At 37.9% G+C, this 13,325-nt stretch carries 14 protein-coding genes; 11 read left to right on the forward strand and 3 right to left on the reverse strand.

All coding sequences use genetic code 11. The features are described from left to right. Positions 1 to 19: 19 nt before the first annotated feature. The 8 genes from rsmA to FA584_RS00400 are packed head-to-tail and all read left to right on the forward strand — an operon-like array spanning position 20 to position 8,313. Positions 20 to 868, forward strand: coding sequence for a 16S rRNA (adenine(1518)-N(6)/adenine(1519)-N(6))-dimethyltransferase RsmA (gene rsmA, locus FA584_RS00365; RefSeq protein ID WP_167749923.1), 849 nt, complete (start codon positions 20 to 22; stop codon positions 866 to 868). Beyond that, positions 831 to 2,822, forward strand: coding sequence for a ribonuclease J (locus tag FA584_RS00370; protein ID WP_167749924.1), 1,992 nt, complete (start codon positions 831 to 833; stop codon positions 2,820 to 2,822). Before rsmA ends, FA584_RS00370 begins: the two co-directional genes overlap by 38 nt. 8 nt (positions 2,823 to 2,830) lie before the next feature. Beyond that, a complete protein-coding gene (locus FA584_RS00375; RefSeq protein WP_167749925.1) occupies positions 2,831 to 3,796 on the forward strand; it encodes a KpsF/GutQ family sugar-phosphate isomerase in 966 nt (321 codons plus the stop codon). Between the two features lie 9 nt (positions 3,797 to 3,805). Continuing rightward, positions 3,806 to 4,615, forward strand: coding sequence for a pseudouridine synthase (locus FA584_RS00380; RefSeq protein WP_228448185.1), 810 nt, complete (start codon positions 3,806 to 3,808; stop codon positions 4,613 to 4,615). After that, positions 4,605 to 5,807 (forward strand): replication-associated recombination protein A, encoded by a 1,203-nt coding sequence (locus tag FA584_RS00385; protein WP_191342063.1) that lies wholly within the window; start codon positions 4,605 to 4,607, stop codon positions 5,805 to 5,807. Before FA584_RS00380 ends, FA584_RS00385 begins: the two co-directional genes overlap by 11 nt. A gap of 30 nt (positions 5,808 to 5,837) precedes the next feature. Beyond that, positions 5,838 to 7,721, forward strand: coding sequence for a flagellar hook-length control protein FliK (gene fliK, locus FA584_RS00390; protein WP_096045488.1), 1,884 nt, complete (start codon positions 5,838 to 5,840; stop codon positions 7,719 to 7,721). Further along, on the forward strand, positions 7,718 to 7,996 hold the full coding sequence (locus FA584_RS00395) for an EscU/YscU/HrcU family type III secretion system export apparatus switch protein (protein ID WP_087437405.1): 279 nt from the start codon (positions 7,718 to 7,720) through the stop codon (positions 7,994 to 7,996). The genes fliK and FA584_RS00395 overlap by 4 nt, the downstream gene beginning before the upstream one ends. 29 nt (positions 7,997 to 8,025) lie before the next feature. Then, entirely contained in the window at positions 8,026 to 8,313 is a 288-nt protein-coding gene (locus FA584_RS00400; RefSeq protein WP_096045489.1) for an antibiotic biosynthesis monooxygenase family protein, read from the forward strand. On the opposite strand, the gene FA584_RS00405 is transcribed toward FA584_RS00400, so the two are convergent. After that, complete coding sequence (locus tag FA584_RS00405; protein ID WP_096045490.1) at positions 8,310 to 9,098, reverse strand: YdcF family protein; 789 nt, start codon at positions 9,096 to 9,098, stop codon at positions 8,310 to 8,312. The two genes, FA584_RS00400 and FA584_RS00405, sit on opposite strands and share 4 nt — an antisense overlap. Then, positions 9,098 to 10,093, reverse strand: coding sequence for a phosphoribosylformylglycinamidine cyclo-ligase (purM, locus tag FA584_RS00410; protein WP_096045491.1), 996 nt, complete (start codon positions 10,091 to 10,093; stop codon positions 9,098 to 9,100). The genes FA584_RS00405 and purM overlap by 1 nt, the downstream gene beginning before the upstream one ends. Positions 10,094 to 10,183: 90 nt before the next feature. On the opposite strand from purM, the gene coaE reads away from it, so the two are divergent. Genes coaE through FA584_RS00425 form a run of 3 tightly spaced genes read left to right on the forward strand, consistent with a single transcriptional unit; the run spans position 10,184 to position 12,237 of the window. Continuing rightward, positions 10,184 to 10,789: a dephospho-CoA kinase gene (gene coaE / locus FA584_RS00415; RefSeq protein ID WP_096045492.1), complete on the forward strand. Its 606-nt coding sequence runs from the start codon at positions 10,184 to 10,186 to the stop codon at positions 10,787 to 10,789. Next, positions 10,770 to 11,513, forward strand: coding sequence for a diaminopimelate epimerase (dapF, locus tag FA584_RS00420; RefSeq protein WP_096045493.1), 744 nt, complete (start codon positions 10,770 to 10,772; stop codon positions 11,511 to 11,513). Before coaE ends, dapF begins: the two co-directional genes overlap by 20 nt. Positions 11,514 to 11,517: 4 nt before the next feature. Further along, entirely contained in the window at positions 11,518 to 12,237 is a 720-nt protein-coding gene (locus FA584_RS00425) for a glucosaminidase domain-containing protein (RefSeq protein ID WP_096045494.1), read from the forward strand. 7 nt (positions 12,238 to 12,244) lie between these two features. Here FA584_RS00425 and prfA read toward each other — a convergent pair whose 3' ends face one another. Then, positions 12,245 to 13,312: a peptide chain release factor 1 gene (gene prfA, locus FA584_RS00430; RefSeq protein WP_096045495.1), complete on the reverse strand. Its 1,068-nt coding sequence runs from the start codon at positions 13,310 to 13,312 to the stop codon at positions 12,245 to 12,247. Positions 13,313 to 13,325: the final 13 nt, after the last annotated feature.

Raw genomic sequence — 13,325 nt, forward strand, 5'->3', positions numbered from 1 at the left:
TTAAAGAATAGGGTACAAATTGATAGAGGCAAAAAAGAAATTTGGCCAAAATTTTTTAAAAGATACAACGGTTGTAAACAAAATCATCCAATCGATGCCCCGAAATGAGCGAAAGCTTGTTGAAATTGGGCCTGGCTTAGGTGATTTGACGCAAGAGCTATTAAAGGTGAAAGCCTTAGTAGCATATGAAGTCGATGAAGACTTGTGCGTTTATTTGAGAAAAAAATATTCGACGAAAATCGATGAGGGTGAGTTTACATTGGTGCAAACTGATGTTTTGAAGCAATTTGAAAAAGGATCTCTTTGTGAAGAGCCTTATGATTTAGTTGCAAACTTGCCCTATTACATCGCTACGACTATTATTTTGGAAGCCTTGGAAGATCCAAATTGTAAATCAATGACGGTCATGATCCAAAAAGAGGTGGCAGAAAAATTTGCTGCGCTTCCAAAAACAAAAGAGTTTACCTCTTTAGCGATTTTGGCACAAAGTATTGGGACGGCTACAATACTTTTTGATGTATCTCCAGAATCGTTTGAACCACAACCTAAAGTGGTGTCGTCTATTCTCAAAATTGACAAACAAAAAGAGTTTGTTGAAGGAAAATTCTCTGGCATTTTTGAATCCAACGAACAGTTGCAAAAATTTAAAAAATATTTGCGATGTTCATTTCAAAGTCCAAGAAAAACTTGGTTGAAAAATATTTCATCTGAGTTTGATAAATCGTATGTAGAAAACGTTATGTACGACCAATCCCTTCCCATAACAATTCGTCCTCACGAAATTAGCGTCTTGTCTCATCATCTACTATTTAAAACATTAAGGTTGAATGATGCAAGAAAACGAAGTAACGCAACAACAGAACAGTAACGAAACCCCTAAAGAGAAGACACCAAATCCTACAGGGCATCCAAAACAATCGTCTCACGCTAACGCTAAAAAACAGGTGAGCCAAAATCCACAAAATGGTGAGGTTAAAGAGCCTACCGCTGAAGCAGGTGAGAAAAAACCACGAAATAATCGAAGACGAAAAGGCAATAAATCTCCAGCTGCCTCAATTGAGGGTAACGAGCTTTGGCAACGCGATATGAAAAAAGCGATTGAAGCCAATCAAAAAATGCACAAAGATAGGCTTAATCGTTCTAATTTGATTGATCAAACCTCTAAAGGTAAGATTAAAATTACACCGCTTGGTGGATTGGGCGAGATTGGTGGAAATATTTGTGTTTTTGAAACCGATACCTCTGCAATAGTCCTTGATGTCGGTATGAGTTTTCCTAGTGAAGATATGCATGGTGTCGATATTTTGGTTCCAGATTTCAGTTACTTGCGACAAATTAAGAAAAAAATAGCTGGAATTATTATTTCACATGCACATGAAGATCATATTGGTGCCGTTTCATATCTCTTTAAAGAGATGCAATTTCCACTTTATGCCACCCCTCTTCCTCTTGGAATGCTGGCTAATAAATTCGATGAGCATGGACTAAAGGCTTATAAAAAGTATTTTAGACCTGTTGAAAAACGTAAAATCTATAAAATTGGTGAATTTGAAATTGAATGGATTCATATTACCCACTCGATTATAGACGCCTCTTCCCTTGCAATTACAACAGAAGCAGGAACGATCATCCATACGGGAGATTTTAAAATAGATCACACCCCTATTGATGGCTTTGTTACCGATCTTAACCGTTTCGCCGCTTACGGTGAAAAAGGTGTTTTATGTTTGATGAGTGATAGTACTAACTCGTATAAAGAGGGAATTACACGTAGTGAAAGTACTGTTGGTAAGACCTTTGATTCTATTTTTGCAAAAGCAAAAGGTCGAGTTATTATGTCAACCTTCTCTTCTAATATCCACAGAGTGTATCAAGCCATTGATTATGGGTTAAAATATGGTAGAAAAGTTTCAGTTATTGGTCGTTCAATGGAGCGAAATCTTTTTACTGCAATTGAACTTGGTTATATACAACTCGATAAAAGTATTTTTATTGATCCGCATGAGGTTAATAAATATCCAGATAAAGATGTTCTTATTGTTACAACGGGAAGCCAAGGTGAAACTATGAGTGCACTTTATAGGATGGCAACCGATGAGCATCGCCATGTAAAAATTAAGTCAACTGATCAGATTATTATTTCAGCTAAAGCAATCCCTGGAAATGAAGGCAGTGTTTCTAAAGTTCTTAATTTTTTACTTAAAAGTGGTGCTAACGTAGCGTACCAAGACTTTAGTGAAATTCACGTGAGTGGGCATGCTGCACAAGAAGAGCAAAAGCTCATTTTACGCTTGGTCAAACCACGATTTTTCCTTCCCGTACATGGAGAATACAATCACATTACAAAGCATAAAGAGACAGCAATGCAGTGTGGAATTCCTGAGCGAAATATTGTATTAATGAGCGATGGCGATCAAATCGAAGTTTGCGCAAAATATATGAAAAAAATCAAAACAGTTAAAACAGGTAAAGTATTTATTGACAATCAGATCAATGAACAAATTGCGGATGACGTTGTCATCGATCGTCAGAAACTAGCTGATTCTGGTCTTGTAATGTTAGTGATTCAGTTAGATAAAGGTGAGCACAAACTCATCTGTAAACCAAAAATTATTAGTTATGGATTAGTTCCTGATAAAGATGATAAAGCCTTCTCCATTGAAATGGAAGGGGTCATTGATCAATTTGTACTTAATGCTAAAGCAGAACTTTTGGAAAATACAAGAGCTTTGGAAAATGAGATACGTCAAGTTGTGCGAAAGCATATATATAGACAAATGAAAAAATATCCAACGATCGTTCCAACGATCTTTATGATGTAGGAAATGGTATGGAAGATTTTAAAGCCATAGCCAAAGAAGTGTTAGAACTTGAAGCGAAAGAGCTACTTAATGCCGCTGGGATGATTGGTAATGAAATAGGAGTAGCAACAAACTTAATTGCTAACATAAAAGGCAAATTGATCGTAACAGGTGTGGGGAAAAGTGGACTGATTGGAGCAAAAATTGCTGCAACACTTGCCAGCACAGGTACCAGTAGTTTTTTCTTGCATCCCACTGAAGCTATGCATGGTGATCTTGGGATGGTTGGAAAAGACGATGCTGTGCTTGCCATTAGCTACAGTGGTGAGAGTGAAGAACTTATTAAAATATTACCACACATTAAGCGTTTTGATATCCCACTTATCGGAATGGCACGTTCTCGTGAGTCCTCTTTAGGACATTATAGCGACGTCTTTTTGCCATTATATATCGAAAAAGAAGCATGTCCATTGGATGCCGCACCAACTTGCTCTACGACACTCACACTTGCCCTTGGTGATGCGTTAGCTGTTTGCTTGATGAAGAAGAAAAACTTTCAAAAAGAGGATTTTGCTTCATTTCATCCAGGTGGAAGCCTAGGTAAGCGTTTGTTTATTAAAGTCAAAGATTTGATGCTCACTAAGGAGCTCCCTATCATTCATGAAACAACCAAACTTAAAGAGGCTATCCTTAAAATGAGCGAGGGAAGACTTGGAAATGTGCTTATTACCGATCAAAATAATCATTTGATCGCCATTTTGAGTGATGGCGACTTACGCCGCGCATTGATGCGAGATGATTTTAGTATGGATGCAACGGCATATGAATATGCAACAAAAAGTCCTAAAAAACTGGACGATGAGACGCTTTTAGCCAGTGATGCTTTGACGTTTATCGAAAAGTATAAAATACAACTGGTCGCCATCACTGATAAAGTCGGTGTGCTTAAAGGGGTGTTACATATCCACGATTTAGTGGAAGCAGGAATAAAATAAATGGAATTAATGAGACTGAATAAAATGATTTCGCATAACACGCACTATTCAAGGCGTGAGGCGGATGAACTCATCAAAGCAGGGCATGTAAAGGTGGATGGCGTTGTTGTCCAAGACCTTTCAACACAGGTGAGTTTTAAAAACAAAATCGAATTGGGTGGTAAAGCCCTTTTTGAAAAGCACGGGTATTCCGTGATTGTGTATCACAAACAAAAAGGTGAGTTAGTGAGCAAAAAAGATGACAGAGGTCGTAGAACCATCTACGATACATTACCTGCGCAATTTGGTCATTACCTCAGTGTAGGAAGACTCGATTTTGCCAGTGAAGGTTTATTGCTTCTGTGTGATTCTCCATCAGTCGTTTCTGCTTTAATGCACGGCGATTTAGAGCGTGTGTATTATGTTAAGATCAACGGTATGATTACTCCTGCCATGGAAAAAGCGATGCAAGAAGGTCTTTTCCTTGAAAATGCACGCAAAGGTGGACATTCACACAGTGAGATTCGTTCCATGGAGTTTGCACCATTCGTTTCGTACCGTATTATCAAAAATAATCCAACGTTTTCAACGATTAAAGTGACTATTAATGAAGGTAAAAACCGAGAGCTCAGACGTTTCTTTGGTTACTTTGACGTGGATGTTGTTGACCTCAAACGCGTGAGTTATGGCAAAGTTGATTTAGGCATGCTCCGACCCGGTAAACACCGTTATTTTGATGGTGGTGAATATAGTGCACTTAGAGATTATCTTGAATATATCAAAAAAGACAACGACAAAATTACAGTAGTGGATGAGGACAACGAGGACGATGATCAATAACTTTGCCCTCTTCTTTCGCCCTAAGGTGATTGAAGAGTTAGCGGGGCAAAAACATCTCAGTGGTGCAAGTAGTCCTTTTCGGAAGCTATTAAAATCAGGTTCGATGAGCCATGCTCTCTTCTTTGGACCAGCGGGTGTTGGTAAAACAACGTTAGCGCGTATTGTCGCTAACGAGTTACAGCTTCCTTTTTATGAGTTAGATGCAACCAGTGTGAAAGTAGATGAGATTCGCAAAATTCTCTCCCAACACCGAGGTTCACTTCAAAAACCGCTTATTTTCATTGATGAAATTCACCGTCTCTCTAAAACTCAACAAGAAGTCCTTTTATTACCGATGGAAAACCATGAAGCGATTATTATTGGCGCTTCCACTGAAAACCCTTACTTTGTTCTTAGTTCTGGCATACGTTCGCGTATGATGCTCTTTGAATTCTATCCGCTTGATGAAGACGATCTCAAAGCGATTATTAAACGGGTTCGTGAAACAATCACGTTTGAGATAGATGAAGAGGCTATAGCGTATTTGATCAGTTCCAGTGCAGGCGATAGCAGAGCTCTGTTAAATTTACTTGAATTTGCGCTCAAAGTCGATTTACATGTAACGATAGAAACGCTTAAAAATTTGCGCCCCAGTGCCTTAAAAGATGGTGTTAGTTCGGATAACACGCATTATAATTTGATTAGCGCAATGATCAAAAGTGTGAGAGGCTCAGACGTAGATGCGGCTCTTTATTATCTGGCGCGTCTCATTGATGGCGGAGAGAGCCCTGATTTCATCGCTAGACGACTTGTAATTCTTGCAAGTGAAGATATTGGCAATGCCAACCCTAACGCGCTTAATTTGGCTTCTAGCACGCTTTTAAGCGTGAGTAAAATTGGTTATCCAGAAGCACGTATCATTTTATCGCAATGTTTGATCTATCTTGCCTGTAGTCCCAAGTCTAACAGTGCTTATTTGGCAATTAATAATGCATTAGAGTATGTGAAAAACGAAAAAGGATTGAAAGTTCCAGCTCATCTCAAAAGCCCTTCACCCAAAGGGTATCTGTATCCGCATGACTTTGGTGGTTGGGTAGAACAAAAATATTTAGAGAAGCCTCTACATTTTTATGATAATTTGTCGATAGGGTATGAGAAAACACTTTCTGAGTGGCTGGTGAAAATTAAAACAAAAGATAACAAACAATCGTAAAAAGGTGCATACCATGATAGGGATATTGTAATGGATATTTCTACTACTTCTCTTCTTGCAAATCAACTGCAAACCCTTGATCCAAAAGCGATTGCCAAAGAAAATGCCACAAAAATTATTCAAGAGAGTGCGGATATCCCTCTTTCGATTACAGCCCAAAAAACTACGACAACGCCTAATAATGCCCAAGAAGTCATTGGCCAATTGCTTGGAAGTGCTGTGAGTGAAGCTAAATCTAAAAGTGCTATTTTTGAGATATTACAGAACAATCAGCTTTTCAAAAATATGGGGAATTTTGCAGAAGATATTAAAAATCTAAGTTCTCTTGTTAAGATGGACTCAACCATTGCAAAACCGTTAGCTCTTTTGCAGTTATTTTCAAAAAATATTGAACAGATAGATGTGAAAATGTTACAAGAACAAATTCAAAACTCTGGAATCTTTTTTGAATCAAAATTATCCAATAGTGTAACTCAAAAAGGAGTTCTAGATACGATTCAGACGTTGACTTCTGATCTTCAAGCGCACTTCAGTCAAACCAATACAAAGGCGGTCATTCCACTTTTAAAAGAGATCAATGTCATTATGGATCATTTAAATTCAACGCAAGATATCTCTTCTAAAGAGGGACAAACAAACCTTAAAGCACTTCTTGATCTTTTTCGCCAAAGTGTCAAACAGGAACTTTCCTCTGAGGGTACTTCTGTTTTTAAAGAAGTGTATCAAAATGTTCAAAAGCTTGATTATGCCATTAAACAGATGGATTTAATTGCTTCTAAAGTTGAGAATTATCCACTAGATATGAAGGTTGAAGAAAACTTTAGTACGCAGGTCAAAGTTATTTTAGAGATGCTCAAAGAAAATCTCAGTGCTCTTCAGCTTGATGATCTACAACCTCAGATTGACCAATTACTTACAAAAGAAAGTTTTTTAAAGGAAACTAACAGCGTTGCCCTCCCCTCAAGTGAATTGTTAGTAACACCGCTTAATGTTTCAAAGGATGAAGGAGCTTTAAAAATACCTCCTCAACCTAGTGTTATAAAAGCAGAAGATATGGGGCAACCTATAGAAAAACGGTTAATGGGAAATACTGTAGATGGGATAGATGACCCGACTTCATCAAAGGAAGTGTTACTTAAAACAGAGAGTACGTTACTCTCTTCTGCGGTAGCAACAGCAGTGATGAATAGTAGTGTTACTAAAGCTCCCGAGACGACAGAGGAAGCCTTAAAAATGGTTGTTAATCGTATTAAGCAACAAATCGAGATTCTTGATCCTAAAAGTATTCAACAGTCCGATTTTGTTGATAAGAGCACCGTTTTAGAACAAAAAATTCATGGGCTGATCAAACCAGAGCTTTTTGTTGGTAAAGCGATTGCACAAAAACTCTCACTTGATCCAACGGATGTAGAGTTGCTGAGTGATATGAAAGGTGTGTTGACCAAGCTTAGTGACAATCTTCAAACATCACCTCAAAATAAGGAAGCATTGGAAATTACCAATCGTCTCCTAACGCAAATAGAGTACCATCAGTTAGTTTCCTATGTGAGTAGTTCTACGCATTTATATGTGCCTTTTAGCTGGAATGGGCTTCAAGGCGGTTCTATGATGATGAAACAATCCAGCGACAATAATTTTCACTGCCAAATTGATCTTGATCTTGAAGCCTATGGCAAGCTCAATATGATGTTGGTACTCTCCGGAGAGAAATATATTGATATCTCCATTGCGGTACAAAAAAAAGAGTTAAGCGAAAAAATAACACAGCAATTAAATAATCTTAAGCAAGCATTTAATGAAGTTGGATTGATAACAGGTAATGTCAAAATGCTTGAATACAAAGATGTGAGTACAGTCAAAAATGATTATTTTAGTGGTGAAAAACTTCAATTCGGGATCAATATAACCATATGAATACGCCAACTCCAAAAACACAAAAAGCCGTTGCCCTTAAGTACGATCGTGAAAAAAGTGCTGCACCAAAAGTGGTTGCTTCCGGTAAAGGTGAAGTCGCCAATAATATTATCAAATTAGCCCAAGAACATGATATATTTATTAAAAAAGATGCTGATTTGGTTGAGCTTCTCTCAAAAATAGAGATTAATAAAGAGATTCCACCAATGTTGTATAAAGCAGTTGCCGAAGTTTTTAGTTTTATCTATAAAATCACGAATGATAAACGAAAATAATCTTTACATGTAAAGAAGAGGAGATACTCATGTTTGCTGTTATTTTTAGAGCAACGGTGAAAGAAACTGATAATGAATATAACACAATGGCAAACAAATTAAGAAAATTAGCTTTTGAAACCTATGGTTGTTTAGATTTTATAGCGGTTTGTGAAGGTAATCAAGAGGTCGCTATCTCATATTGGGAAAGTGAAATGGCAATTAAAATGTGGAAAGAAAATGCTGAGCATCTCATCGCTCAAGAACTCGGTCAAAAGCGATGGTATAGCTCTTATAGTGTTCAAATCGTCGAAGTTAAACACGAATATCGGTTTTAAATTCCTCTAAATCTTAAGCTAAATAGTCCCACGTATTCATGTAGTGCCACATAGCTTTTATAAAAAGCATGCGCATTTGGAAGATAGTCCCACTCATCTTTTATTTTGGCATTGATTTTAAAGTTGGTTGCAGCAGGGATAACTTTAAACCCAAAGTGCTCATAGAGACGAATAGAACGCCTCATATGATATGCAGAGGTGACAAGATAGATCGTTGGTTCTTTTAGCCCTGTTTTCTCAAATGCAGCTTTACTCAGCTCTGCATTTTGGTATGTATCAATGCTCTTATCTTCTACATGTAAAGAGAACTCTTTGGTATTAAGGCTTTTAGATGTAGGTGTTGGAATTTCTAAATAAAGTTTGAGCTCTTTGAGGCTATCTAAAAACGCATCACTCTCCAAATACTCTTTACTAGTTCCTCCACCACTAAATAAAAGAGGTAAATTATTTGATTTTGCAATCATTAATCCCCACATCATACGCTTGTAGGCATCGGTACTTAGGGGTAAATTTGCTACTCCTTTGGTATTGCCACCACCTAAGACAATAACGGCATCTACAGATGACTGTTTTTCAAGTGGTTTATTAAAAGGTGCTTCTAAGGGGGTAAGAAGCCAATCGGCAACATAGGTGGTACTCAAAAGATAGAAAATGATAGCATTGACAAGAAAAAAGAGACGAAAACGTTTGGCATAAAATGAGGCCAGTAAAAAGAAGACAATAAAAATACCTGGTGGTAAAACCAGGTATGTAAAGAGTTTTGAGAGAAAGTAAACGCTACTCATTAGAGCATAACGGCACTTTTAGGGCCAACTTTAAGCTCGCCAATCACATAGCCGTCACTGTTCGCAAGGACATCATTGACATTTTCAGGACTGACAACGAGGATCATTCCTACTCCCATGTTGAACGTACGGTGCATTTCACTCTCTTCAACGTATTGACTCATAAAGTCAAAGACAGGAAGTGTTTTGATCTTTGATTTGTAGACGTGTGCTTGGAGCCCTTCAGGAAGAACGCGAGGAAGGTTCTCAACGATGCCACCACCCGTGATGTGCGCTAAAGCGTTGATCTTGGATTTAAGCGCTTTAAAGAGTTTCACATAGATGCGTGTTGGTGTTAAAAGTGTTTCGATAAGCGGTTTACCATCAAATTCAGTATCGAAGGTGTAGCATAGTTTGTCAAAGAAGAGTTTACGTACCAATGAAAAACCGTTAGAGTGAACACCTGAGCTTGGAAGCGCAATTAAAATGTCTCCAGCTTTTACGTGTGGAAGACGATTCATCTCATCTTTTTCAGCAATGCCTACTGCAAAACCAGCAAGATCAAAATCTTTACTGTGGTACATTCCTGGCATTTCAGCTGTTTCCCCACCGATGAGTGAACATTCCGCTTGAATACAACCCTCTGCAATACCTTTAACAATGCTTACCGCAGCATCAATTTCTAGTTTACTCATGGCGTAGTAGTCGAGGAAGAAAAGTGGCGTACCAAAGTTACAGATAAGATCGTTTGCACACATTGCAACTAAATCAATGCCTACGGTATCATAAATACTAGAATCAATAGCAAGTTTGAGCTTAGTTCCAACGCCATCGGTTGCACCTAGAATGACAGGTTTTTGATACCCTGATGGCAACTCATATGCTCCGGCGAATGAACCAATACCTCCAATGACATTTTTATCAAAAGTGGATTTGACCAGTGGTTTTATATTTTCGACAAATTGGTTTCCCGCGTCTATATCGACACCAGCGTCTTTGTAGCTGACTGTGCTCATGGATATGCCTTTAGTGAGGTTATTGTTTAATAGATTTTAACAAAACTATGTTAAAATCGTTATAAAAATAGTTAAAGGTATTAGGATTAAATGGCGTATGAACATGCAATTGTTTTAACAGGTGGGATAGCCACAGGCAAAAGTACTGTTTCGTCGATGCTAAAGTCGCATGGATTTGAAGTGATCGATGCAGACGTAATCGCGAAAGAGGTTTTACCTTTACATGTAAAAGAGGTTGAAACCCTTTTTGGAGATCGTGTTATTCGTGATGGATCAATTGATCGCAAAGCACTTGGTGCACTGATTTTTAACGATAAGAAGGAGCGTGAAAAGCTCAATGCTTTTTTGCACCCGCTGATTCGACAAGAGATTTTCAAGCAATGCGACCAGTTAGAAGAGAAGAAAACACCTTATATCATCGACATTCCACTCTATTTTGAAAGTGATGGGTATGCTTGTAAATTGGTGACGGTCGTGTATGCTCCTGTTGAAGTGCAACGAAAACGATTAATGATTCGAGAAGATTTTAGTAAAGAAGAAGCACAAAAACGAATCGATGCTCAAATTAGCATTGAAGAGAAGAAAATCTTAGCCGATTTTCTCATCAATAACTCTTTTGATATGAAATTTCTAGAGAGTGAGATCGAAAAATTTATTAAATTTGTACGGGGTACGTATGCAAATTGCAAAATATAATGCCAATGGCAATGATTTTATTATTTTTCATACCTTTGTTGAGGTTGATCGAAGTGGATTGGCGCAACAGTTATGTGACAGACAAAAAGGTGTGGGTGCAGATGGCTTAATTGTGTTGCTACCCCATCCTGAATATGATTTTAAATGGCAATTTTACAATAATGATGGGAGTGTTGCTTCTATGTGCGGGAACGGCACACGCGCATGCGCTCACTATGCCTTTACTAACCAATTAGCAGGCGCTTCTATGCGCTTTCTAACAGGGGCTGGAGTCATAACTTCTCTGGTAGAAAATGATGTTGTTGAAACAGAACTCACAACACCTCAAGTGCTCAGTGAGTCATTTGATGAAAATGGTTTAACATGGCATTTTTGCGATACGGGAGTACCTCATCTGGTAACTTTTGTTGATGATACTGCATGCTTTGATAAAGTGATTGCACGTCAAATGCGCTATAAGTATAATGCCAATGTGAATTATGCAATGCTTAAGGAAAATACTTTACATGTAAGAACTTATGAGCGAGGGGTGGAAGATGAAACACTTGCTTGCGGTACTGGGATGGCAGCATGTTTCTACAGTGCTTATCGCCAGAAACTCATAGAAGCAAGTGCAAAAGTCTATCCTATTAGTGGAGAAGAGTTAAATTTACGGATTGAAAATCAAAGACTTTTTTTCAAAGGAAGGGTGCAAAAAGTCTTTGAAACGGTGTTGGAACTTTAAATTCGTGAAATTTTTCTCTACTCTTTTTATCGCCTCCTGCTTGCTTTTCAATGGAGCACTATACGCGGGAGGTTTATCTTCTGAATATTACCAAATTGAAGATGGCCCAAAGCAAAAAGAGGAATTTATCCGCCAGATGAAAGTGCTTGTGGATAAGGGTAATGATGAGATTATAAAAGATCGAGAATTCATTACCAATTTTTTTGCAAAAGCTGTTCCTGGTGCCTTTCGTGGACTCAATCAACAAAATGTAGGTTATCTCATCTCTTTGCGTAATAAATACGGCATCGAATCACTTTTTGATCGAGATGAGTATTTTAAACGTATTGATGTGATTCCTACCTCTTTAGCCCTATCACAAGCTGCATTGGAAAGTGGTTGGGGGAAAAGTCGATTTGCAAAAGAGGCCAATAATCTTTTTGGTCACTGGTCTTATTCAGGTGTTGGTTTGATGCCCCAAAACAGAGCAATAGGTAAAACACATATGATTCGTATTTTTGGTTCATTGCAAAAATCAGTGAATTCTTATATGCTAAATCTTAATACGAATGATGCTTATATCACATTTAGAGAAAAGAGACTGCAATCAAGAAATAATGGGAAAAACTTTGGAGGTATGGAAGCTTCTAAAACGATGAGTAATTATTCTGAGCTCAAAGAGGAATATATCAAAATGATTAAGGAGATGATTGATCAAAACAATCTTCTTATCTACGATAAATAGATTGTTTTTAAAGGTTTGCTTCTTTCATAAGCTCTGTTTGGTAATGTGTAATAATAGGGTCGATAATTTCATCATAAAAACCACCTTCCATAATAGCATCCAAACGATACAATGTAAGCCCTACTCTATGGTCAGTAATACGATTTTGTGGATAGTTGTAGGTACGAATACGAGCACTTCTATCGCCTGATCCAACTTGTGTTTTTCGTGCTTCACTCTCTTTAGCATTGCGTTCTTGCATCTGCATATCATAAAGTTTTGCTTTGAGCACTTTCATTGCAGCATCTTTGTTTTTATGCTGTGATTTACCATCTTGATTAACCACCACAAGACCTGTAGGTAAGTGGGTAATTCTTACGGCACTGTCGGTTGTATTGACTGATTGTCCACCGTTTCCAGAAGACCTCATAACATCAACTTTCAAATCTTTTTCGAGTATCTCGATCTCAACATCATCAACTTCAGGCATAACCGCAACTGTAACTGCTGAAGTGTGTACTCTGCCCTGTGACTCAGTAAGAGGAACACGTTGAACTCTGTGAACGCCACCTTCATATTTAAGACGTGAAAAAGCACCCTGCCCTTTAATAAGCGCGATAACCTCTTTATAGCCATTCAGTACACCTTCACTGAGTGAGACAATTTCAACTTTCCAACCACGATTTTCAGCGTAGCGAAGATAAGATTTAAAAAGGTCTGATACAAAAATAGCGGCTTCATCTCCACCGGTACCAGCGCGAATTTCTAAAAAGATATTGCGTTCATCATTGGGATCTGTAGGAAGCAAGAGAAGTTTAATCTCTTCTTCAATCTCTTCTTTGCGAGGTTCAAGAATCCGAAGTTCGTCTTTTGCAAGTTCACCGAGCTCTTCATCATCGAAGAGAAGTTTATTTTCTTCAATTTGATCAAGTGTTGAAAGATATTCAAGTGTTTTATCTTTGATTTTCTCTAATCCTGACTGTTCTTTGGAAAGCGCTGTCATTTTCTTAATATCTGTAGCGATATTAGGATCACTTAAAAGTGTAGAGAGCTCATTATAACGTTCGAGAAATGGGAGTAATTTATCTTTCAACATGGATGGGAACTAA

Source organism: Sulfurospirillum diekertiae, assembly GCF_011769985.2.
Classification (GTDB): domain Bacteria; phylum Campylobacterota; class Campylobacteria; order Campylobacterales; family Sulfurospirillaceae; genus Sulfurospirillum; species Sulfurospirillum diekertiae.